This window comes from Caulobacter sp. BK020 (genome assembly GCF_004342605.1).
In the GTDB taxonomy this organism is placed as follows: domain Bacteria; phylum Pseudomonadota; class Alphaproteobacteria; order Caulobacterales; family Caulobacteraceae; genus Caulobacter.
In genome coordinates this window covers 1-20,866 of sequence record NZ_SLZL01000035.1, presented here as the reverse complement: position 1 = coordinate 20,866, position 20,866 = coordinate 1, and the positions used below count along the sequence as shown (strand labels likewise).

Below are 20,866 nucleotides of genomic sequence, written 5' to 3'. Positions count from 1 at the left end.
TCAGAGACAAAGCCAGCTTCCTGTCCCAGCCCCTCCTCATCGTGGAAAAACACAGTTGCTGAGGTGTGAGGCGAAGCCGAGCCTCGAAGGACGCAAGGCGGCGAAGCTAGGCCTCGCCGCCCTCATCGTCCACCACGTCCTCGAAGCTGGTCGGGTCGCCGTCCTGACGCAGGCGCAGCCGGTAGACGCCGCGGAATTTCTCCGGATTCACCGGCTTGTTGTGGCGCAGGATGACGATCTTGCCCTCGCGGGCCAGCTCGATGGCGTTGGTCCGCACATGACCCAGCACGCGCTGCCAACGCTCGGGCTCGATGGCCTTGGCGACCGACATCGGGTCGATGGACTTGCCGGCGGCCACGGCGGCCAGTTGCGAGAGAATGGTGTCTTGGATCGGGGTGGTCATGGCCGGAGGGATGGCACGAATCCGTCAGCAGCGCGAGGGCCGCCGCTTGCCTCCGGCGCCGCGCGGCCTTAGCTGCATCCTCAAAGACAACCCGGAAGACTTGGGCAAGGGGACGGATCATGGACGGCGGCAACGAGATCTGGGACGGACCCAAGCTGGTGACCGAAGGCGAATGGGCCGGCTGGCGCACCTGGTCGGGCATGGACGCCTTCGAGGACCAGACCGGGCCGTTCTATTTCCGCGAAGAGAACGGGGTGATCCGCAGCGCCTTCCGCGCCGAGCCCCGCCACATGAACGGCGGCGGCTTCATGCATGGCGGCTGCATGATGACCTTCGCCGACTATTCGCTGTTCTCGATCTCCTGGGCCCACCTGAAGGACGTGCGCGCCGTCACCGTCAGCCTGAACGGCGAGTTCCTGGGCCCGGCCAAGGCCGGCGACCTGGTGGAATCGACCGGCGAGGTCACCAAGGCCGGCGGCTCGCTGCTGTTCGTGCGCGGGCTGGTGTCGACCGGCGGCGCGCCGATGCTGAATTTCTCGGGCGTGATCAAGAAGATCCGGGCGCGGTAGGCCCCCTCCGGCCCTTCGGGCCACCTCCCCCAGAGGGGGAGGATCTAGCACTGTGTAGCTGCTCCCCCGCTGGGGGAGCTGTCGGCGAAGCCGACTGAGGGGGTCACACCCCCGCCTTCGCCGCCGGCCGCTCCATCATCCCCGCCAACCAGCGCTTCACATGGACCAATTCCGCGTCGGGACGGAACCGCACCATCCGGGCGAAGTCGATCGCCGTCGCGGCCAGGATGTCGGCCATGGTCAGCCGCTCGCAGGCGATGAAGTCGCTCTCGGCCAGGCGGCGGTCCAGCATCTTCAGCCCCTTCTCGGCCGTGGCCCGGCCATGGGCGGCCACCTCAGAAATCTGGGTTTCGATCGCGGCCAGGGCGGGATGGGCGTGGCGAACGGCCATCATCAGCGGGGTGGCCACCGTCATCTCGGTCCGGCGCGACCACATCTCGATCACGGCGGTCTCCCAGGGATCCCCGCCGAACAGGTTGGGCTCGGGATAGAGGCTTTCCAGGTATCGGCAGATGGCCACCGACTCGGTGATGGTGCGGCCGTCGTCCAGCTCCAGGGCCGGCACGTTGGGCAGGCCCGCCCTGGCCAGGTATTCGGGCGTGCGATGCTGGCCGCCGAAGATGTCGATGTCGACGACCTCGATGTCCTCGATCCCCTTCTCGGCCATGAACCAACGCACGCGGCGGGGATTGGGCGCGCGGCGGCTGTCGTAGAGCTTCAAAGGAAATCCTCCCGGCTTGCGGCCGGGAGGATGCTTCGGTTCCGCGAGGGAAGGAAAGGCCCCTACAGCCCGAACCAGGCCCGCGGCATCAGGCCGATCAGCGAGCCGGTCAGGCAGGTGGCCAGGAAGCCGGCCATCATCGCCTTCCAGACCAGGCCCAGCACCTCCTGCCGGCGCGCGGGCACCAGCACCGAGAAGCCGGCGACGTTCATGCCCACCGAGCCGATGTTGGCGAAACCGCACAGCGCATAGGTCATGATGATCCGGGTGCGCGGGTCCAGCAGCTCCGGACCGGTCTTGGCCATCTGGATGAAGGCGGTGAACTCGGTCAGGATCAGCTTGACGCCCAGCAGGCCGCCGGCCGCGCCGGCTTCCTTCCACGGCACGCCCATGGCCCAGGCCAGGGGCGAGAAGACCACGCCCAGGATGCGGGCGATGCTCAGGTGCTCGCCGCCCACCATCGGCAGGGCCAGCAGGATCTTGTCGACCATGGTGGCCAGGGCGATGAACACGATCAGGGTGGCGCCGACGTTGAGCGCGATCTGCAGGCCGTCGGTGGTGCCCTTCATGACCGCGTCGATCGAGCTGCCATAGGTCTTGTCGCCCTCGGCCAGGTCCAGGTCGTCGGACTTCTCGCTGGGATCGCCGGGCACCATGATCCGGGCCAGCAGCACGCCGGCCGGGGCCGAGATCAGCGAGGCGGCCAGCACGTGGGCGGCGGCGTTGGGCAGCACGTCGTGCAGGATGGTGGCGTAGGCCACCATGGTCGAGCCGGACACGCAGGCCATGCCGACCGCGATCAGCATGAACAGCTCCGAACGGGTCAGGCGCTCCAGATAGGCGCGGATGAAGATCGGTCCCTCGATCTGGCCCATGAAGATGGTGGCGGCGGTCGCCAGGGCGGGCGGCCCGCGCAGGCCAAGGGTCTTCTGGAACAGGAAGCCCAGACCCTTGGCCAGCCACTTCAGGATGCCCCAGTGCCACAGCAGCGCCGACAGGGCGCAGACCACCAGGATCACCGGCATGACCCGGAAGGCGAACAGGAAGCCGGCCCCCGGATTGGTCTCGGCATAGGGCGGCGTCGTGCCCGACAGATAGCCGAACACGAAGTTGGTGCCCGCCTGGGTCGACGAGGCCAGCCCCTCCACCGCGCCGTTCACGCCCTGCAGCGCGCTGCGCATCGCGGGCAGCTTGAACAGCACGAACACCAGGACCAGCTGGATGGCGATCGCGCAGACGGCCAGCACCAGCGGGAAGCGCTTGCGGTTCTCGGACACCAGCCAGCAAAGGCCGAGGATCAGCGCCACACCCGCCAGGGCCTGGACGTTCTCGGGAAGGAAGATCAAGACGGAAGGACCTTAACTGATGAGGCGACGCCCCCGCGACGTCATCCAAGGGCCCAAATGACTATGAATGGGGGGCGCGGCGCAAGGGCCATGCGCAGGAAACCGCGAGGGCCGGGCGATCCGCCCGCCCCTCGCGCAGCCGCCTAGGCCGCTAGGTCGACGGATGTCGCGGTCGAGGTCGTCGAGCCGGCCAGGCTGCCGGCCAGTTGGGCGAGCAGCTTCTGCATCAGGTCCAAGGCGTCGCTGGAAACGTCCGCCCCCAGGCTGTCGGCGGCCGAGGTCAAGGTCTGGGCCAGTTCGTCGGCCGAGACCACGCCGTCGCCGTTCAGGTCGGCGGCGTCGGTCGCGGCGCCGGACGACGCCCCGGCGTCATCCGATCCCTCGCTGGGCGGCGGTCCGGGCGGCGGGCCGCCGGCTCCGGGCGGGCCGCCCTGGGGCTTCATGGCCTTGAACTCGTCGAGCGACAGCGAGCCGTCGCCGTCGGAGTCGCCGTCAGCCAGCATGTCGGACGCCATGTCCGCGGCGCCGGGCGCGTCGGCCGGCAGGTCCGACGGCGCGTGGGCGGCCATGGCCGTGGCCAGTTCGTCGCTGGTCACCGCCCCGTCGCCGTCCGCGTCGGCGTCGGCGAACATCGCGGCGGCCCGATCGCTCTGATCGGTCTGCTGCGCGCTCAGCAGCGAGGTCAATGTATCGGCGCCGAAACCCTGGCCCGACGAGGACCAGCCCTGCATCGGCGGCGGCGGGCCGTTCCTGCCGTCCGACGGCATGTTTTGCCCGACCTGGGCCAGCGTGGCGCTCGACGTCGAGCTGGCGTCCGTCGACGGGGTCGAAGCGGACGCCCTGGCCTGCAGCAGCGACTGCAACAGCGAGGACGATCCGAGACTGGAGATGGTCATCTGTCTCTCCTTGGGTGAAGGCGTGACGATCCCTGCGCCGCACGCCCGCGCCGAAGACCCGGCGCGGAGAGCAAGATGCGAATAACATGCCCCATTTCTGCTTGTTACGCCGCCGACACAATGCCCGCGCCGGTCGATACGCGTCCCCCTGAAACCCGGAATCTTGGCCTGAGCGCGCGAGGCGAAACGGGCTCCAAAACAGGCAAGGCGTCGCTTTTGGTGCGCACGAACTGCGCCTTACCCCGATTTAACTTGGCCGCTTGAAGTTCACCGGTCATTGCTGCAACCGTAGATTTGGGGAGCGTTGCAAGCATGTCGCTGGCCTTGGCCACACTGTTGTACGAGTGGCGTCGGTACATGGCGGCCGTCGTCGCCTTGGCCTTTTCGGGCCTGCTGGTGCTGGCCCAGGTCGGCATCTTCGTCGGCATCGGCAAAGGCTTCACCGCCCAGATCGACCGCGCCCGCGCCGACATCATGGTGCTTGGCCCCGGGGCCAAGGCGCTGTTCGGCGGCCCCTCGGGCCTGCCGCGCCGGATGATCCCCCTGGTCTACAGCCACCCGGAGGTGCTGCAGGTGGCTCCGCTGGACGGCTCGGGCGGGCGTTTCCAGAACATCCTGTCGCCCGAGGAGCAGGCCAAGGCCGACGCCCGCGCCAAGCAGGGCGCCAAGGGCGGCGGCGGGCGCAAGAGCGAGTTCGTCAACGTCACGGTGATCGACGCGATCCCTGGCTTCGTCACCGTGCCGACCGACTACACGCTGAGCATGGTCGAGGCCCTGCGCCAGCCCTACGCCGTGGCCGTCGACCAGACCGCCCTCAAGCGCCTGGGCGTCAAGAAGGGCGACAAGGCCCTCTACAACGGCAAGACCATCACCATCGGCGTCATCACCCACGGCTATCCCAACATCATCCAGCCGACCCTGGTGATGTCGCGCGACACCCTGCGGATGCTGGGCGAGGCCGACACCGGCCAGCGCGTGGGTCCGCTGATGGTGCAGATCCGCGACCCGGCCCGGGCCGAGATCGTCGCCGCCCAGCTGAACAAGAAGGGCGACGGCAAGTTCCGCGCCTGGACCCGCCAGGAGCTGGCCGACGCCAACTCCGGCGCCATGCTGGACGACCAGATCATCGGCATCATCCTGGGTTTCTCGGCGTTCCTGGGCCTGCTGATCGGGGTGGTGATCACCTGGCAGACCCTGCGCGGGGCGATCATGGCCAACATCAAGGAGTTCGCTTCCCTCCGAGCCCTGGGCGTGTCGATGGGCGACCTGCGCAACATCGTCATCGAGCTCAGCTTCTGGGTCGGGATCGTCGGCGTGATCGCCTCCGCCGTCCTGACCTGGCTGGTCTCGCTGGCGGCGACCGCCGGCGGCGTGCCGATGTCGTTCCCGCCCGTGCTGATCGCGGTCGTCGCGGCGTTCCTGATCGTCATCGCCATGGTGTCCGGCTTCCTGTCGCTGGGCGTCCTCAAGAACAGCCAACCCGCGGACCTGCTGCGATGAACGCGCCCCTCAAGATCAAAGGCGTCGCCGGTTTCACCCATGGCGAGAGCGCCCTCGCCGCCAAGGGCCTGGTCAAGCGCTTCAAGACCGGCCGCACCTTCATCGAGGTGCTCAAGGGCGTCGATTTCGACGCCAGGCACGGCGACGTGACCATGGTCATGGGTCCGTCGGGGTCGGGCAAGTCGACCCTGGTGGCGGCCCTGTCGGGCCTGCTCAAGCCCGACGAGGGCAAGGTCAAGGCCCTGGACGCCGCCGACCTGTGGAAGCTGTCGCCGGGCAAGATCGACAAGTTCCGCCTCGACCACTGCGGCTTCATCTTCCAGGGTTTCAACCTGTTCCCCGCCCTGACCGCCAAGCAGCAGGTGATGACCGCCTTGAAGTACCAGGGCGTCGGTCCTGGCGAGGCCGGGCGCCGCGCCCAGGCGGCGCTGGAGTCGGTGGGCCTGGGCCCGCGCGTCAACCAGCGGCCGTCCGAGCTGTCCGGCGGCGAGAAGCAGCGCGTGGCCATCGCCCGCGCCCTGGCCAAGAACCCGAACCTGATCTTCGCGGACGAGCCGACCTCCGCTCTTGACGGGAAAAGCGGCGAGATCGTCATCCGGCTGTTGCGCCAGGCCGCCACCGAGCGCGGCGCGGCGGTGATCTGCGTGACCCACGACCCGCGGCTGGAGGCCTACGCCGACCGCGTCATCCACATCGAAGACGGCCGGATCCTGGACGACGTGCGCCGCACGCCCGACGCCCATCCCACGCCGCTCAGCCACTGACTTTCCGAGGAAGCCCCGCAATGCCCGCGTTCCTGCGCCGCCCCGTCTTCTGGATCATCCTCGCCGTGTTCGTGCTCGGCGGCGGCGGGTTCTTCTTCATGAAGACCCAGGCCGCCGAGAAGAAGAAGAAACTCGAGGCCGCCGCCGTCCAGGAAGAGCCCAGCCCCTACGCGGCCATCGCCAACGGCAAGGCCGACGTCGAGGGCGGCATCATCCAGGTGGCCGCGCGCCGCCAGGGCATCGTGCGCGAGGTGTTCGTGCAGGAAGGCCAGGACGTCGTGGCCGGCCAGGCCCTGGCCAAGCAGGAGGACGACGACGCCCGCCTGGCCGCCGACACCGCCTCGGCCAGCCTGGCCTCGGCCCGCGCCCAGGTGGCGGTCTACCAGGTGCAGCTGCGCACCGGCCAGCGCGAGTACAAGCGCCTGCAGAACCTGTCGGCCGCCAACTTCGTGGCCGGCCAGCGCCTGGACGCCGCCCAGGACCAGATCTCGTCGGCCAACGCCAACATCCAGGCCCAGCAGGCCGCGATCCAGGTGGCGACCGCCCAGCTGGCCCAGGCCCGCTACAACCAGGAACTGACGGTGATCCGCGCGCCCGCCAACGGCCGCATCGCCCGCCGCTACGCCAATCCCGGCGCCGGCGCCTCGACCCTGAACGTCACGCCGATGTTCGACCTCGAGCCCCAGACCGCCCGCATCGTCCGCGCCGAGATCGTCGAGGCCGACATCCCCAACATCACGATCGGCCAGGAGGTCGAGATCCAGCCGGAAGCCGACCCGACCAAGACCTATGTCGGCAAGGTCCTGCGCCGGGCCGCCGTCTTCGGGGCGCGCAAGCTGGCCTCGGACGACCCCAGCCAGCGCAGCGACGAACGCGTCGTCGAAGTGGTGGTCAGCGCCGACGGCGCCCCGATCCTCGTCGGCCAGCGCGTTCTGGTGAAGTTCATGAAGCCCGGCCAGAAGGCCGGCGTGAAGCGCGACCAACCCAAGCCGCCGGTGGCGGGGGGCGACAAGAAGAAGGCGTAGGGCGAGCCCCTGGCCCTTCCGGCTGGGCTATCGCATATGCGTTGAGCCGGACCGGGCGGGCGGACCGCTCTCTTGACGCCCCCTCTCCCGCACCGCACAAACGCGCCAAACAAACATGCGTTTGAGGGAGATACGAGCATGGCGGACGATATCCGGTTCGACGGTCAGGTGGCGATCGTCACGGGAGCCGGCGGTGGCCTCGGCCGGCAGCATGCGCTGGAACTGGCGCGACGCGGGGCCAAGGTGGTGGTCAACGACCTGGGCGGCGCCGTCGACGGTTCCGGCGGCTCGTCCGAGGCGGCCAAGGCCGTCGTGGCCGAGATCAAGGCCTTCGGCGGCCAGGCCATCGCTCACGGCGCTTCGGTGACCGACGACGCCGGCGTGGCCGACCTTGTGAAGACCACCATGGAAACCTGGGGCCGGATCGACATCCTGATCGCCAACGCCGGCATCCTGCGCGACCGCACCTTGACCAAGATGGAGCTGGCCGACTTCGAAGCCGTGATCCAGGTCCACGTGTTCGGCACCTTCAAGCCGATCAAGGCGGTGTGGGACATCATGAAGGCCCAGAACTACGGCCGCATCGTCGTGACCACCTCGTCCTCGGGCATGTACGGCAACTTCGGCCAGTCTAACTATGGCGCGGCCAAGATGGCGGTGCTGGGCCTGATGAACACGCTGAAGCTCGAAGGCGCCAAGAACAACGTCAAGATCAACGCCATCAGCCCGGTCGCCGCCACCCGCATGACCGAGGGCCTGATGCCGCCGGAAGTGCTGGAGAAGCTGAAGCCGGAATATGTCACGCCCGGCGTGGTCTATCTGGTGTCGGAAGACGCGCCGACCGGGGCGATCCTGACCGCCGGGGCGGGCGCTTTCGCCCTGTCGCGGATCTTCGAGACCGAAGGCGTCTATCTGGGCGAAGGCGGTCTGTCGGCCGAGGAAGTCCGCGACAACTGGGACGCCATCACCGCCGAGGCCGACCAGAAGGCCTACTTCAACGGCGGCGAACAGGGCGCGAAGTTCTTCCGCAAGCTGGCGGGCGGTTAAGTCTCCAATCGGCAGTGACAGAATTGCGTCGTGAACAGGGCTGGCGTAGATTTCCCTTACGTCATCCTGTTCGCGCGCTTTTCAGGCAATTTCGAGCACAATTGACGGAACGTCGAAATCTAGACCTGGTGCAGGGCGGGGTTTTCTTTGACACGCTGCACAAAATTCACCGTTTTGCGAATAAATAGCAACGTTTTTTGACCAGATGCGTTAGAGCGACGGCAACCGGCGCCATCAAGGGCGCCGGAGCTTCCTCCCCAGAAGGTCGTCTCTCATGTCCCTTACGCGTATCTCCCTCGCCGCCGGCGTGGCGCTCGCCGCGCTGGTCGCGGCTTCCCAGGCGTCGGCCGCCGCCTTTTACCTGCAGGAACAATCGGTGCGCGGCGCCGGTCGCGCCTATTCGGGCGAAGTCGCCGACCGCGGCGCCGCCAGCCTGTGGTGGAACCCGGCCTCGATCGCCGGTCTCGACAAGAACGAGATCTATGGCGGCGTCCACCTGGTCCAGGTCGACTCCCAGGTCAACAACGCCGGCTCGACCCTGACCCGTCCGGTCATCCCCGGCGGCCTGACCACCCCGGTGGGCGGCGAGCCCTATGCCGGCGGCCCGATCAACAACGGCGTTGTCCCCAACCTGGCGGGCGCCTTCCGCGTCAACGACAAGCTGGCCGTCGGCCTGTCCGTCGCCGCGCCCTACAACTTCACCACCGACTACAACAGCCGCAGCTGGACCCGCTACGACGCCCTGAAGTCGAACCTGAAGACCATCGACGTCAACGGAGTGGTGGCCTATCGCGTCAACGACATGCTGGACCTCGGCGTGGGCGTTTCGGCCCAGTACACCGACGCCGAACTGTCCTCGGCCCTGCCGAACCTGTCGCCCCTGCTGCCCGACGGCTCCTCGTCGCTGAAGGGCGACGGCAACTGGGACTACGGCTGGAACGTCGGCGCCCAGTTCCACGCCACGCCCGCTCTGACGATCGGCGCGTCGTATCGCTCGCAGATCAAGCATAAGCTGGACGGCCACGTGGTCGTCTCCGGCCTGCTGGGCCCGCTCGCCGCGGCCAATGTCGACACCGACGGCCAGGCCAAGATCACCACGCCCTGGATGGCCAACCTCGGCGCCCGCTGGCAGGTGACCGACAAGACCACCCTGAACGCCTCGGTCTCGCGCATCGGCTGGGGCGAGTTCGACCAGATCGTCATCACCTATCCGAATGGCGGCAGCATCAGCGAGCAGAACTACAAGGACACGACCACCGTCGCGGTGGGCGTCGATCACGACGTCAACGACAAGCTGACCCTGCGGGCCGGCGTGCAGTACGACCCGACCCCGACCCCGGACGTCGGCCGCACCGCCCGCGTGCCGGACGGCGACCGCATGCTGTACGCGATCGGCTCGACCTGGAAGGCCACCGACGCCATCCAGTGGGACGCGGCCCTGTCGTACATCAGCTTCGACGACACCAAGATCAACCGCACCGAGACGATCTACCGCGGCACCGCCGCCGCGACGACGCTGAACCTCAAGGGTGACGTCGGCGGCTCGGCCGTGGTCCTGTCGACGGGCCTGCGCTGGAGCTTCTAGGCCCTGGCGTGAGTTGAACGGAGGGAAGCCGTCCAGGGCGACCTGGACGGCTTTTTTCTTGTGGGGATCAACCCGCCACCTGGCCCCACAAAGCCTTCGCCGCGCCCGCGAACGCCTTGGCCGCCGCGCTGTCGGGCGCGCGAAGCACCACGGGGGTTCCGGCGTCGCCGGCCTCGCGCACGGCGATCTCGATCGGGACCTGGGCCAGGACCGGCACGCCCAGCGCCTTGGCTTCTTCGACCCCGCCCCCGGCCCCGAAGATCGGGATTGGGGCGCCCGTGGCCGGGTCGGCGAAGAAGGCCATGTTCTCGATCAGGCCCAGGATCGGGGTGGCGGTCTTGCCGAACATCGCCGCGGCCCGGCGGGCGTCGATCAGGGCGATCTCCTGCGGCGTGGTCACCAGCACCGCCCCGTCGATCCGCAGCTTCTGGACCAGGGTCAGCTGGATATCGCCCGTGCCCGGCGGCAGGTCGACGACCAGCACGTCCATCGGCGCGGCCTCCGAGCCCCAGGCCACGTCGTGGATCATCTGGCGCACCGCCGACGAAGCCATCGGGCCGCGCCAGATCATCGCCTTGCCTTCGTCGACCAGGAAGCCGATCGACATCAGCTTGATCCCATGGGCCTCCAGCGGCTGCAGCTTGCCGTCCTCGAAACTGGGCTCGCCGTCGATCCCCATCATGCGCGGGGCCGAGGGCCCGTAGACGTCGGCGTCCAGCAGCCCGACCCGCAGCCCCTGGCCGGCGAAGGCGCAGGCCAGGTTGGTGGCCACGGTCGACTTGCCCACCCCGCCCTTGCCCGAGGCGATGGCGATCACGTGCTTCACATGGGCCGGCTTCTCGGCCTCCGGCGGCGGGACCAGCCGGGCCTGGCCGTCTTCGGAGACCTTGGCGCCCTTGCGCACCCGCGTCGCGCCTTCGGCCGCCTGGGCGGTCAGCACCACCTGCGCCACGTCAACGCCGGGCAGGCCGGCCAGCGCCTTCTCGGCCGCCTCGCGCACCAGAGCGTAGGTCGCCGCCTGGGAGGCGGGGACCTCCAGCATGAAGCCGGCGCGGCCCGCGCGAACCACCAGCCCCTGCACCAGACCGGCCGCCACCAGGCCTTCGCCGGAGACCGGATCGACGACCAGATCCAGCGCCGCGCGGGCGTCGTCGAGCGTGGCGGGGGAAGCTGCGGTCACGGGATTGTCTTGCCTTGTTCAGCGGGGGCTTTCATATCCGCGTGCGGGGGTCGTTTTACAACCCCGTCATTTGGCCCGTCATTTAGCCCGCCATCTGGCCCGCCCTTCGTTGTGACCGGAAGACCAAGCCGCCCATGCCCTGGAACGACAACGCCGGCCCCGGACCCTGGGGCTCCCCACCGCCGAACGACGGCAAGAAGGACGCGGATCGCAACCGAGGCGAAGAGCCGCGCCCCGGCGCGCCCAAGGATACTGGCGGTCCGCCGCCGCCCGTCGATCTGAGCGCCATCGCCGAACGCGTGGTCGCGCGCCTGCGCCAGATCTTCAACGGCCCCGGCCGCCCACGCGCCATCGCCGTCTCCGCCCTGGTGCTCGTCGCCCTGTGGGGCCTGTCGGGCTGCTATGTGGTGCAGCCCAAGGACCAGGCCGTGGTCACCACCTTCGGCGCCTATAGCCGCACCGCGAGCCCGGGACTGCGCTATCACCTGCCCTATCCGATCGAGCATGCCGAGATGGTGCCGTTCACCTCGACCCAATCGCTCGACATCGGCGGTTCCGCCGGCCAGCCGGTGCCGGACGAGCGCCTGATGCTGACTGGCGACGAGAACATCGTCGACCTGAGCTTCACGGTGCAATGGCGGGTGTCGGACGCCGCCAAGTACAGCTTCAACGTCTATGACCCCCCCTCGGTGATCAAGGACGTGGCCGAAAGCGCCATGCGCGAGGTGGTCGGCAAGACCGCCCTGACCCCGATCCTCACCAACAGCCGGGGTCAGGTCCAGGACCAGACCCGCCGGCTGATGCAGCAGATCCTCGACCGCTACGATATGGGCGTGGCGATCCAGAGCGTGAACATCCAGACCGCCACCACGCCCGCTCCCGTGCTGGAGGCCTATCGCGACGTGCAGCGCGCGGCCCAGAACGCCCAGTCGGCCGCCAACAACGCTCGCGGCGAGGCCGCCCAGATCACCCAGGCGGCCCTGGGCTATCGCGAGCAGGTGGTGCGCGAAGCCGCCGGCGACGCCGCCCGCTTCAACCAGGTCTACGAACAGTACAAGCTGGCCCCCGCCGTCACCCGCGAGCGCCTCTATATCGAAACGATGCAGCGCGTGCTGGAGCGGTCCAACAAGGTGATCGTCGACAACAAGGGCGCCAACGCCCCCATCATCCTGCCGTCCGACACCTTCCGGCCAAGAACCTCGACAGCCATCACCACCGCCAGCGAGGAGGCCGCCCGATGAGCAATCTGAACGGCAAGACCCTCGCCGCCGGCGTCGTGGCCCTGGGCCTGGTGATCCTGGCCAATGTCACCCTGTTCAAGATCGACCAACGCCAGCAGGCCCTGGTCGTCCGGTTCGGCGATCCCGTCCGCACGGTGCTGACCCCCGGCCTGCACTTCAAGAACCCGTTCGAGACCGTGCTGAAGTTCGACAGACGCAACATCGAGCTGAACGCCAACGAGGAAGAGGTCACCGCCGCCGACCAGGAGCGCCTGGTGGTCGACGCCTTCGTCCGTTACCGCATCACCGATCCGCGCCAGTTCTACCGAACGCTGAGCACCGTGGACGTGGCCAAGCAACGCCTGGAGACCATCGTCAACGCCGCCCTGCGCGAGGAGATCGGGCGCTCCAACTCCGAGGACGTGATCGCCGGCAAGCGCGCCCAGGTCATGGCCGCCATTCGCGCCAAGGTCGCCAACCAGGTCGCCGCATCCGACCTGGGCGTGCAAATCATCGACGTTCGGATCAAGCGCGCCGACCTGCCGCCCGCCAACGCGCAGGCGGTGTTCGAGCGCATGCAGACCGCCCGCAAGCAGGAAGCCGCCCAGCTGCGGGCCATGGGCGAGCAGAAGCGCAGGGAGATCGTCGCCACCGCCTACGAAGAGGCCGAGAAGATCCGCGGCGACGCAGACGCCCAGCGCGCCCAGCTGTTCGCGTCCAGCTTCGGCCGCGACCCCAACTTCGCGGCGTTCTATCGCTCGATGTCGGCCTACGAGGCGGCTCTCGGCAAGGGCGACACCACCCTGGTGCTTTCGCCCGACAGCGCGTTCTTCAAGTATTTCGAGAAAGGCCCGGCGGGCTGAACCAAGACGCGCCGGTCAGGCGGCCGCCTTCAGCAGGTCCATCACGACGTGCAGGCTCTCGGCGACGTGCACGCACTTCTCGGCGATCTCCTCGGTGGGATCCAGGATGTCCGGCACCATGATCGTCATCATCCCCGCCGCGTGGGCGGCGCGGACGCCGGGATGGGAGTCCTCGAGCGCCAGGCACAGGGTCGGGTGCACGTTCAGGCGGCGGGCCGCCTCCAGATAGGGGTCCGGATGCGGCTTGTGGCGCGCGACGTCGGCGTTGGCGACCACGGCGTGGAAGCGTTTGACCAGATCGAAGCGGCCCAGATAGCGGTCCACCGCCTCGCGGCTGTTGGAGGTGGCGATGGCGCGCGGCACGCCCAGGGCGTCCAGATAGTCGAGGATCTCCATCACCCCGGTCTTCAGCCGCACCTCGGCCTCAAGGATCGTCTCGACGTCGGCCCAGGTGCGGGCGAAATAGTCCTCGACCGGGAAGCTGGCGCCGTAGAGCTCGCGCAGCATGACCCCGCACTCCGGATTGGTCTTGCCGACCATCGAGCGGTAGGTCGCGGCGGTGAAATCAACGCCGAACGCCTGGCCCGCCTCGATCATCGCCGCCTGGTAGACGGTCTCGGTGTCCAGCAGCAGGCCGTCCATGTCGAACACCACCGCCTGAACGCCGCGCGGGAAGGTCACGAGACGAACTCCGCCGTCGTGTAGCCCTGGAAGTGCAGCAAGGCGGTAAGGTCGCTGTAGTCGACCTTGGCGTGGGCCTGGGCCGCGACGATCGGCTTGGCGCGATAGGCGACGCCCAGGCCGGCGACCTCGATCATCGCCAGGTCGTTGGCGCCGTCGCCCACAGCCAAGGCGTCGGCCGGGGTCAGGCCCAGGGCGGCGGTCTCCTCCTGGAGCGCGGCCAGCTTGGCCTCCTTGCCCAGGATCGGGTCGCCGACCGTCCCGGTCAGTTGGCCGCCCTCCTCGATCAGGGTGTTGGCGCGGTTCAGGTGAAAGCCGGCGGCCTGGGCCACGCGCGACGTGAAGAAGGTGAAGCCGCCCGAGACCAGCGCGCAGCGGGCGCCGCTCTCGGCCATGGTCCGCACCAGGGTCCGCGCCCCGGGATTGAGCTTCACGCGATCGTCGTAGCAGGCCTGCAGGGCGTCGACCGACAGGCCCTTGAGCATGCCGACCCGCTCGCGCAACGCGCCCTCGAAGGCCAGCTCGCCGCGCATAGCCCGTTCGGTGATCTCCGAAACCTTGTCCTTGACCCCGGCGAAGTCGGCCAGCTCGTCCAGGCACTCGACGTTGATGATCGTGGAGTCCATGTCGGCGATCAGCAACCGCTTGCGGCGGTTCTCGGCCGGCTGGACGGCGAAGTCGACCGGACGCTCGCCAACCGCTCCCTTGACGGCCAGGTGGGTCTCGGACGCCAGCCCGTCGGCGAACAGGTCCAGCGCCCCCTCCCCCAGCACGGCTTCGGACGAGACGGCCAGCGCGGCGCTCACGGCGGCGGCGGCCTCCGCCAGGGCGGCAGGGTCGGGCGAGACGAGGGTGATCGCGAGCATGAGGGGCGGCTATTGGAGGAAGCCGCCCGCGTCAACCCAGCAATAGCCCGGCCAAGTCCTATTCGTTCATCAGCGACAGGCAGTTGGTGAACAAGGCCATGCCGCGTTCCTCGTTGGCCTCATCACCGGTCTTGGTCACCGGCGCATCGATCATCATGCTGGCCATGCTGGACACCGCGCGGCGATAGACGTCCGAAGGCTTTTCACCCCTGGCGGTACCTTCAGCGATGGCGCTGTTGAGGATCGCCTCGCCGCTGACGCCCATCATCTTGAGCAACGGCGCCACGGCCTTGCCGCCGTCGCCTTCGGACAACTTGGCCAGGATGCCCGGATTGCGGCGGATCACCTCGTCGGCGCCAACGAACAGCACGGCGCAGCCGAACTTCTGGTCGGTCTTGGTCTGGGCGGTGATCGGCGAGTCCGCCGCGGGCTTGGTGACCGCCGGCGTGGTCGACGAGGCCAGGGCGGCGGCGAAGATCAAGTGAAGCATGGTATGGATCGTATCCCCCGGATAAGCATGCGGCCATCGCCGAGACGAGAGGATCGACTCAGGATTGTCCGCCAATAGCATCACCCTTATCGGAGGCCCCACGGCCAGCGGCAAGTCCGCCCTGGCCCTGACGCTGGCGCGCGAGACCGGCGGCGAGATCGTCAACGCCGACTCCATGCAGATCTATGCCGGACTGCGGGTGCTGACGGCCGGACCGTCGCCCGACGAGCTGGCCCAGGCGCCGCACCACCTGTTCGGCGTCGCCGACGCGGCCGACGGCTGGTCGGTGGGGCGCTGGCTGACGGCGGCGACTCAAGCCTTGGCCGCGATCGCGGCGCGTGGCCGTGGCGCCATCGTGGTCGGCGGCACCGGCCTCTATTTCCGCGCCCTGACCCACGGCCTCGCCGACGTGCCGCCAGTGCCCGAAAGCCAGCGCGAGATCTCGGCCCTGCTCTACGCCGCCCAGGGCGAGCCCCAGTTTCGCGACATCCTGGCCGGACTCGACCCCCAGGCCGAGGCCCGCATCGAGGTCGGCGACCGCCAGCGCCTGGTCCGCGCCCACGCCGTGGCCGTGGCCACCGGCAAGTCCCTGACCGCCTGGCAGACCGACACCAAGCCGGCCCTTGAGGCAGGGACCTGGCGCGGCGTGGTGCTGGATCCGCCCCGCGCCGAGCTCTACGCCCGCTGCGACGCGCGCCTGGGCCAGATGGTCGAGCACGGCGTCCTGGACGAGGTGCGGGCCATGGAGGCGCGTGGCCTGGACCCGTCCCTCCCCGCCCTCAAGGCCGTCGGCTATCGCGAACTGGCGGCGCACCTGCGGGGCGAGGTTTCGCTGGACGAGGCCCTGGAAGCCGCGCGACAGGAGACGCGGCGCTACGCCAAGCGCCAGATGACCTGGTTTCGGAACCAGACGCCGGACTGGGAAAGGACAAACGCCCTTGCCCCCTACGGATCGTTTCGCGATCGTCTTCCCCCAGAGGGGGAAGAGCCTTAGAGCGGGCGCTCCGCCCCCTATGGGGGCGGACAGGCGACGAAGTCGCCAGGTGGGGGCAAGTCCCCTGACTCACAGGACGCAACCATGACCGAACTCGCCCGCCTCGCCGCCGCTGTCGCCGCCCGTCTGACCGAACGGGGCGAGACGCTGGCCGTGGCCGAATCCTCGACCGGCGGCCTGATCTCCTCGTCGCTGCTGGCCGTGCCCGGCGCGTCGAAGTTCTATGTCGGCGGCGCCGTCGTCTACACGGCCCGCGCCCGCCTGACCCTGCTGGACATCCCGCAGAAGGCGATGGACGGACTGCGCTCGGCCAGCGAGCCCTACGCCGTGTTGCTGGCCCGGGTGGCGGGCAAGAACCTGAAGGCCGCCTGGGGCCTGTCGGAGACCGGCGCGGCCGGTCCGGACGGCAACCGCTACGGCGACGCCGCGGGCCACAGCTGCGCGGCCGTGGTCGGGCCGGACACCGAGGTCAGTCTTACCATCGAGACCGGTTTGGACGACCGCGAGGCCAACATGCGGCGCTTCGCTGAGCACGCCCTTGCCCTGCTCCTGGGACGCTTGGGCTGAATTTCGCCCCTTAGAACGGCGTTGCCCGCGCGCAACGGGTCGTTTCTTGCGTCAAAGCGCGCCTTGACGCCCTCGGGCGAGCATGGCATTCCCCGACCATCCATTTGGAGCAACACTCGTGCGCAACACCATGATCGTACTTATGGAGCGGCCGTTCACGACGTGACCTCGAAGTCACGCTGATAGATCGGTCGCGCGCACAAAGGTCCTTCGGGGCCTTTTTTCTTTTCCGGCTTCTTTGCTTCCCCGCCGCCCAGCTTCCCAACCCCAGGGATCACCGTCATGACCGCCCACCAGACCATCGAGAGCTCGACCGCCGTCGACACCGCCTCCCGCGCCATGACCGGCGCCGAGATCGTGGTCCGCGGCCTCGTGGACCAGGGCGTCGAGGTGCTGTTCGGCTATCCGGGCGGCGCGGTCCTGCCGATCTACGACGCGCTGTTCCACGAGCCGCGCCTGCAGCACGTCCTGGTCCGCCACGAGCAGGGCGCCACCCACGCCGCGGAGGGCTACGCCCGCAGCTCGGGCAAGCCGGGCGTCGTGCTGGTCACCTCGGGCCCGGGCGCGACCAACGCCATCACCGGCATCATGGACGCCCTGATGGACTCGATTCCGATGGTCGTCATCACCGGCCAGGTCCCCACCCACCTGATCGGCACCGACGCCTTCCAGGAAGCCGACACGGTCGGCATGACCCGCTCGTGCACCAAGCACAATTACCTGGTCAAGGACGTCCGCGACCTGCCGCAGATCCTCCACGAGGCGTTCAAGATCGCCACCACCGGCCGCCCCGGCCCGGTGCTGATCGACATCCCCAAGGACGTCCAGTTCGCCAAGGGCGAATATTACGGCCCGACCGAAGTCGCCTCGACCCACGCCTACAACCCGCGGGTCAAGGGCGACCAGGGACGCATCGCCGAGGCGGCCCGGATGATCGCCCAGGCCCGCCGGCCGATCTTCTACACCGGCGGCGGGGTGATCAACGCCGGCCCCAAGGCCAGCGCCGCCCTGCGCGAGTTCGCCGCCCTGACCGGCGCCCCGGTCACCTCGACTCTGATGGGCCTGGGCGCCTTCCCGGCCGCCGATCCGGCCTGGCTGGGCATGCTGGGCATGCACGGCACGTTCGAGGCCAACAACGCCATGCACGACTGCGACGTGATGATCTGCGTCGGGGCGCGCTTCGATGACCGGGTCACCGGGCGCCTCGACGCCTTCTCGCCGGGCAGCAAGAAGATCCACATCGACATCGACGCCTCGTCGATCAACAAGAACGTCCGCGTCGACCTGCCGATCGTCGGCGACGCCGGCAGCGTGCTGGAAGACCTGATCGCCGCCTGGAAGGGCGCCGGACACCAGGCCAACAAGGCCGCCCTGACCGACTGGTGGGCCCAGATCGACCAGTGGCGCGCCCGCCAATGCCTGGCCTATCGCCGCTCCGAGACGGTCATCAAGCCGCAGTACGCGATCGAGCGCCTGTACGAGCTGACCAAGGGCCGCGACACCTACATCACCACCGAGGTCGGCCAGCACCAGATGTGGGCCGCCCAGTTCTTCCGCTTCGAGGAACCCAATCGCTGGATGACCTCGGGCGGCCTGGGCACCATGGGCTATGGCCTGCCCGCCGCCCTGGGCGTGCAGCTGGCCCATCCCAAGAGCCTGGTCGTCGACATCGCCGGCGAAGCCTCGATTCAGATGTGCATCCAGGAGCTGTCGACGGCGATCCAGTTCGACCTGCCGGTCAAGATCTTCATCCTGAACAACGAATGGATGGGCATGGTCCGCCAGTGGCAGCAGCTGCTGCACGGCGAGCGCTACAGCCACTCCTATTCCGACAGCCTGCCCGACTTCGTGAAGCTGGCCGAGGCCTACGGCGCGGTCGGCATCCGCTGCGACGACCCGGCCGAGCTGGACGGCAAGATCCTGGAGATGATCAACAGCGACAAGGTCGTCGTCTTCGACTGCCGCGTCGAGAAGCACGAGAACTGCCTGCCGATGATCCCCTCGGGCAAGGCCCACAACGAGATGATCATGGGCGACGTCGAGGACATCGGCAACGTGATCGGGGCGGCGGGGGCCGGGCTGGTGTAGCGCGGTGCGTCCTTCGAGGCCCTCCTTCGGAGGGCGCCTCAGGATGAGGAACTCGGTAAAGTCGCGGTTTTCTGCTTTCTTGTCGTCCCCCTCCTTCCTCATCCTGAGGTGCGAACCTGCAAGGTTCGCCTCGAAGGACGCAGGGCGGATGTACGATCTCCATAGCGCGTGGGTGTACATGCTCCAGTGCCGGGACGGCTCATACTACGTCGGCTCGCACCGAGGACCGGACGTGGACGTGCGCATCGCCCAGCATCAAGAGGGGCAAGGTGGCGAGTACACGGCAGCCCGCTTGCCGGTGAAGCTCGTTTGGTGTCAGCCCTTCCAGTACATCGTCGACGCCATCGAAATTGAACGACGGATCAAGGGTTGGTCGCGCGCCAAGAAAGAAGCGATGATACGCGGCGATTGGGATGCTCTACCGTCTCTTTCACGTCGCCGTGGCGGCAAACCCAAGCAACAAGAGCAGACAGTCAGAGCGCCTAGATGACCGATCTCCAACCCGCCTCGGCCTACGACATGGCCCCGAACGAACAGGTCGAGCAGACCGCGACCTTCGCCCTGCTGGTCGACAACGAGCCGGGCGTGCTGCACCGGGTGGTCGGGCTGTTCGCGGCGCGCGGCTACAACATCGAAAGCCTCACCGTCGCCGAGACCGACCGCAAGGCCCACACCAGCCGGATCACCGTGGTCACCCGCGGCACCCGCCACGTGCTCGACCAGATCGAGGCCCAACTGAACAAGGTGGTCAATGTCCGCCGCGTACACGACGTGACCCGCGACCCCAACGGCGTCGAGCGCGAGCTGGCGCTGGTCAAGGTGCGCGGCCAGGGCGTCGACCGCGTCGAGGCCCTGCGCATCGCCGAGATCTTCCGCGCCAAGCCGGTGGACACCACCCTGGAGAGCTTCGTGTTCGAGATCTCGGGCGCGCCCTCCAAGATCGACAAGTTCCTGGACCTGATGCGGCCGCTGGGCCTGGTGGAACTGTCGCGCACCGGCGTGCTTTCCATCGAACGGGGCGTTGAAGGGATGTAGCCATGACGGGCGCGATGCTTCTGGCCGGCCTGATGACGGGGTTCACCCTGGCCGGCCAGCAGCCCGTCGTCCAGGCTCCGCCCGTCCCGCCGCCCGATCCGGCCGTCTGGTGGTCGCCGGAGATTCCCAAGCCGCCGCCCGAGCAGGACCCGTTCCAGGGCCGTCGCCTGCGCAAGGGCGAGCAACTGGTCCCGATCGACAACGGCGTCGATCCCCTGCTCTACCGCCTCTGGGGCCTGCAGCCCTTGCAGAGCCAGCTGATCAAGCCCGGCGAACTGGTGCTGGAGGTCTGGGCGCGCCCGGCCACCGGCGTGCGCCAGGCGGTGGTCCGGGTCACCGTGCGCCGCGACGGCCGCGCCTTCGTCCAGGCTCGGGCCGGCCTGGGCTGCTGCACGCCGGAGATCAGCCGCCGCGTCGATATCAACGCCGAGCTCGCGACCCAGCAGATCCCGCCGCTGAAGGCCCTGGTCGGCGCGCCGATGTGGAGCCAGCCGCGCTCGGTGATCGTCGACTATGGCGGCGGCGCCGTGGAGCCGGTGTGCCTGGAGGGCGTCTCCTGGGACGTCACCCTGCTGGTCCCCGGCCAGGCGCGCCACCTGCGCCGGGCCTGCGACGACGCCGAGGTGGGCTCCATCGCGCCCGCCTTGGCGGCGGCCCTTTCGGCGGCCTCAGGGCGGGACGCGCGGTTCGATGCGATGTTCGCCCGCGGCGGCGACTTCTCGCGCCAGCAGCGGGCCTACGACTCGCTGGTCGCCTCGGGCGGCCAGCTCAAGGCCGGGACCAACGACCGCCCCCAGCCGCCGGCCGTGCCCACGCCGGCGGACGACGAGCCAGAGGCGCCGGCGCCGGCATCGCCCTAGCGCGTACGCCCCTGACGGGCTTTTCGCGAGATCACGCTCGAAAATTGCATTTTCAGGATAACGCCGTTATCAACCTAGAGCCTGTTGAGATTAGGCGGCGTAGCCTGAGTTTCTGAGATAGTTGGCGCATTCTTCTGGTGGGAAGGCGTTGAGGAGCAAGCCGGTG

At 68.6% G+C, this 20,866-nt stretch carries 22 protein-coding genes; 14 read left to right on the top strand and 8 right to left on the bottom strand.

Annotated features, from left to right (window positions below):
* Nucleotides 1-106 precede the first annotated feature (106 nt).
* Nucleotides 107-403 (bottom strand): DUF3253 domain-containing protein, encoded by a 297-nt coding sequence (locus EV278_RS23445; RefSeq protein ID WP_132096581.1) that lies wholly within the window; start codon nucleotides 401-403, stop codon nucleotides 107-109.
* 119 nt (nucleotides 404-522) lie between these two features.
* On the opposite strand from EV278_RS23445, the gene EV278_RS23440 reads away from it, so the two are divergent.
* The gene (locus EV278_RS23440; RefSeq protein WP_132096579.1) at nucleotides 523-972 is read left to right on the top strand and encodes a PaaI family thioesterase; all 450 of its coding nucleotides are present in this window, start codon (nucleotides 523-525) and stop codon (nucleotides 970-972) included.
* A gap of 103 nt (nucleotides 973-1,075) precedes the next feature.
* On the opposite strand, the gene EV278_RS23435 is transcribed toward EV278_RS23440, so the two are convergent.
* The 3 genes from EV278_RS23435 to EV278_RS23425 all read right to left on the bottom strand — a co-directional run bounded on the left by EV278_RS23435 (nucleotide 1,076) and on the right by EV278_RS23425 (nucleotide 3,935).
* Entirely contained in the window at nucleotides 1,076-1,693 is a 618-nt protein-coding gene (locus EV278_RS23435) for a glutathione S-transferase (protein WP_132096577.1), read from the bottom strand.
* Between the two features lie 62 nt (nucleotides 1,694-1,755).
* On the bottom strand, nucleotides 1,756-3,036 hold the full coding sequence (locus EV278_RS23430; RefSeq protein ID WP_132096585.1) for a nucleoside transporter C-terminal domain-containing protein: 1,281 nt from the start codon (nucleotides 3,034-3,036) through the stop codon (nucleotides 1,756-1,758).
* 146 nt (nucleotides 3,037-3,182) lie between these two features.
* Nucleotides 3,183-3,935: an EF-hand domain-containing protein gene (locus EV278_RS23425; protein ID WP_243692308.1), complete on the bottom strand. Its 753-nt coding sequence runs from the start codon at nucleotides 3,933-3,935 to the stop codon at nucleotides 3,183-3,185.
* A gap of 312 nt (nucleotides 3,936-4,247) precedes the next feature.
* On the opposite strand from EV278_RS23425, the gene EV278_RS23420 reads away from it, so the two are divergent.
* The 5 genes from EV278_RS23420 to EV278_RS23400 all read left to right on the top strand — a co-directional run bounded on the left by EV278_RS23420 (nucleotide 4,248) and on the right by EV278_RS23400 (nucleotide 9,856).
* On the top strand, nucleotides 4,248-5,435 hold the full coding sequence (locus EV278_RS23420; RefSeq protein ID WP_132096575.1) for an ABC transporter permease: 1,188 nt from the start codon (nucleotides 4,248-4,250) through the stop codon (nucleotides 5,433-5,435).
* A complete protein-coding gene (locus EV278_RS23415; RefSeq protein ID WP_132096573.1) occupies nucleotides 5,432-6,199 on the top strand; it encodes an ABC transporter ATP-binding protein in 768 nt (255 codons plus the stop codon). Before EV278_RS23420 ends, EV278_RS23415 begins: the two co-directional genes overlap by 4 nt.
* Before the next feature lie 20 nt (nucleotides 6,200-6,219).
* Nucleotides 6,220-7,224 carry an HlyD family efflux transporter periplasmic adaptor subunit gene (locus EV278_RS23410; protein WP_132096571.1) on the top strand — a complete coding sequence of 335 codons (1,005 nt, stop codon included), beginning with the start codon at nucleotides 6,220-6,222 and terminating at the stop codon, nucleotides 7,222-7,224.
* A 138-nt stretch (nucleotides 7,225-7,362) separates the two neighbouring features.
* Complete coding sequence (locus EV278_RS23405) at nucleotides 7,363-8,271, top strand: SDR family NAD(P)-dependent oxidoreductase (RefSeq protein ID WP_132096569.1); 909 nt, start codon at nucleotides 7,363-7,365, stop codon at nucleotides 8,269-8,271.
* A 274-nt stretch (nucleotides 8,272-8,545) separates the two neighbouring features.
* Nucleotides 8,546-9,856 (top strand): outer membrane protein transport protein, encoded by a 1,311-nt coding sequence (locus tag EV278_RS23400; protein ID WP_132096567.1) that lies wholly within the window; start codon nucleotides 8,546-8,548, stop codon nucleotides 9,854-9,856.
* 67 nt (nucleotides 9,857-9,923) lie between these two features.
* On the opposite strand, the gene EV278_RS23395 is transcribed toward EV278_RS23400, so the two are convergent.
* Nucleotides 9,924-11,036 carry an Mrp/NBP35 family ATP-binding protein gene (locus tag EV278_RS23395; protein ID WP_132096565.1) on the bottom strand — a complete coding sequence of 371 codons (1,113 nt, stop codon included), beginning with the start codon at nucleotides 11,034-11,036 and terminating at the stop codon, nucleotides 9,924-9,926.
* 134 nt (nucleotides 11,037-11,170) lie between these two features.
* Here EV278_RS23395 and hflK point away from each other — a divergent pair, with 134 nt between their 5' ends.
* Nucleotides 11,171-12,277 carry an FtsH protease activity modulator HflK gene (gene hflK, locus EV278_RS23390; protein WP_132096563.1) on the top strand — a complete coding sequence of 369 codons (1,107 nt, stop codon included), beginning with the start codon at nucleotides 11,171-11,173 and terminating at the stop codon, nucleotides 12,275-12,277.
* Entirely contained in the window at nucleotides 12,274-13,119 is an 846-nt protein-coding gene (locus EV278_RS23385; RefSeq protein WP_132096561.1) for a protease modulator HflC, read from the top strand. Before hflK ends, EV278_RS23385 begins: the two co-directional genes overlap by 4 nt.
* 15 nt (nucleotides 13,120-13,134) lie before the next feature.
* Here EV278_RS23385 and EV278_RS23380 read toward each other — a convergent pair whose 3' ends face one another.
* From EV278_RS23380 to EV278_RS23370, 3 genes are read right to left on the bottom strand one after another with little or no spacing between them, the layout of a single operon-like run.
* A complete protein-coding gene (locus EV278_RS23380) occupies nucleotides 13,135-13,800 on the bottom strand; it encodes an HAD family phosphatase (RefSeq protein WP_132096559.1) in 666 nt (221 codons plus the stop codon).
* Nucleotides 13,797-14,666, bottom strand: a complete 870-nt coding sequence (gene serB, locus EV278_RS23375; protein WP_132096557.1) for a phosphoserine phosphatase SerB — start codon at nucleotides 14,664-14,666, stop codon at nucleotides 13,797-13,799. Before serB ends, EV278_RS23380 begins: the two co-directional genes overlap by 4 nt.
* A gap of 58 nt (nucleotides 14,667-14,724) precedes the next feature.
* Entirely contained in the window at nucleotides 14,725-15,156 is a 432-nt protein-coding gene (locus EV278_RS23370; RefSeq protein WP_132096555.1) for a hypothetical protein, read from the bottom strand.
* Between the two features lie 52 nt (nucleotides 15,157-15,208).
* Between EV278_RS23370 and miaA the strand changes: the two genes are divergently transcribed.
* The 6 genes from miaA to EV278_RS23340 all read left to right on the top strand — a co-directional run bounded on the left by miaA (nucleotide 15,209) and on the right by EV278_RS23340 (nucleotide 20,700).
* Entirely contained in the window at nucleotides 15,209-16,150 is a 942-nt protein-coding gene (gene miaA / locus EV278_RS23365; RefSeq protein WP_132096553.1) for a tRNA (adenosine(37)-N6)-dimethylallyltransferase MiaA, read from the top strand.
* 84 nt (nucleotides 16,151-16,234) lie between these two features.
* Nucleotides 16,235-16,717, top strand: coding sequence for a CinA family protein (locus tag EV278_RS23360; protein ID WP_132096551.1), 483 nt, complete (start codon nucleotides 16,235-16,237; stop codon nucleotides 16,715-16,717).
* A gap of 282 nt (nucleotides 16,718-16,999) precedes the next feature.
* Nucleotides 17,000-18,805 (top strand): acetolactate synthase 3 large subunit, encoded by a 1,806-nt coding sequence (locus EV278_RS23355; RefSeq protein WP_132096549.1) that lies wholly within the window; start codon nucleotides 17,000-17,002, stop codon nucleotides 18,803-18,805.
* 43 nt (nucleotides 18,806-18,848) lie between these two features.
* Complete coding sequence (locus EV278_RS23350; protein ID WP_347812839.1) at nucleotides 18,849-19,295, top strand: GIY-YIG nuclease family protein; 447 nt, start codon at nucleotides 18,849-18,851, stop codon at nucleotides 19,293-19,295.
* A complete protein-coding gene (gene ilvN / locus EV278_RS23345) occupies nucleotides 19,292-19,840 on the top strand; it encodes an acetolactate synthase small subunit (RefSeq protein WP_028039908.1) in 549 nt (182 codons plus the stop codon). Before EV278_RS23350 ends, ilvN begins: the two co-directional genes overlap by 4 nt.
* 2 nt (nucleotides 19,841-19,842) lie before the next feature.
* Nucleotides 19,843-20,700 carry a hypothetical protein gene (locus tag EV278_RS23340; RefSeq protein ID WP_132096545.1) on the top strand — a complete coding sequence of 286 codons (858 nt, stop codon included), beginning with the start codon at nucleotides 19,843-19,845 and terminating at the stop codon, nucleotides 20,698-20,700.
* The last annotated feature ends 166 nt before the right edge of the window (nucleotides 20,701-20,866 follow it).

What these genes read in the sequence shown, in the direction of transcription:
- EV278_RS23350 (WP_347812839.1), top strand. Translation starts at nt 18,849, where the DNA reads ATGAGGAACTCGGTAAAGTCGCGGTTTTCTGCTTTCTTGTCGTCCCCC.
- EV278_RS23440 (WP_132096579.1), top strand. Translation starts at nt 523, where the DNA reads ATGGACGGCGGCAACGAGATCTGGGACGGACCCAAGCTGGTGACCGAA.
- serB (WP_132096557.1), bottom strand. Translation starts at nt 14,666, where the DNA reads ATGCTCGCGATCACCCTCGTCTCGCCCGACCCTGCCGCCCTGGCGGAG.
- hflK (WP_132096563.1), top strand. Translation starts at nt 11,171, where the DNA reads ATGCCCTGGAACGACAACGCCGGCCCCGGACCCTGGGGCTCCCCACCG.
- ilvN (WP_028039908.1), top strand. Translation starts at nt 19,292, where the DNA reads ATGACCGATCTCCAACCCGCCTCGGCCTACGACATGGCCCCGAACGAA.
- EV278_RS23420 (WP_132096575.1), top strand. Translation starts at nt 4,248, where the DNA reads ATGTCGCTGGCCTTGGCCACACTGTTGTACGAGTGGCGTCGGTACATG.
- EV278_RS23360 (WP_132096551.1), top strand. Translation starts at nt 16,235, where the DNA reads ATGACCGAACTCGCCCGCCTCGCCGCCGCTGTCGCCGCCCGTCTGACC.
- EV278_RS23400 (WP_132096567.1), top strand. Translation starts at nt 8,546, where the DNA reads ATGTCCCTTACGCGTATCTCCCTCGCCGCCGGCGTGGCGCTCGCCGCG.
- EV278_RS23405 (WP_132096569.1), top strand. Translation starts at nt 7,363, where the DNA reads ATGGCGGACGATATCCGGTTCGACGGTCAGGTGGCGATCGTCACGGGA.
- EV278_RS23385 (WP_132096561.1), top strand. Translation starts at nt 12,274, where the DNA reads ATGAGCAATCTGAACGGCAAGACCCTCGCCGCCGGCGTCGTGGCCCTG.
- EV278_RS23410 (WP_132096571.1), top strand. Translation starts at nt 6,220, where the DNA reads ATGCCCGCGTTCCTGCGCCGCCCCGTCTTCTGGATCATCCTCGCCGTG.
- EV278_RS23340 (WP_132096545.1), top strand. Translation starts at nt 19,843, where the DNA reads ATGACGGGCGCGATGCTTCTGGCCGGCCTGATGACGGGGTTCACCCTG.
- EV278_RS23445 (WP_132096581.1), bottom strand. Translation starts at nt 403, where the DNA reads ATGACCACCCCGATCCAAGACACCATTCTCTCGCAACTGGCCGCCGTG.
- EV278_RS23355 (WP_132096549.1), top strand. Translation starts at nt 17,000, where the DNA reads ATGACCGCCCACCAGACCATCGAGAGCTCGACCGCCGTCGACACCGCC.
- EV278_RS23370 (WP_132096555.1), bottom strand. Translation starts at nt 15,156, where the DNA reads ATGCTTCACTTGATCTTCGCCGCCGCCCTGGCCTCGTCGACCACGCCG.
- EV278_RS23425 (WP_243692308.1), bottom strand. Translation starts at nt 3,935, where the DNA reads ATGACCATCTCCAGTCTCGGATCGTCCTCGCTGTTGCAGTCGCTGCTG.
- EV278_RS23415 (WP_132096573.1), top strand. Translation starts at nt 5,432, where the DNA reads ATGAACGCGCCCCTCAAGATCAAAGGCGTCGCCGGTTTCACCCATGGC.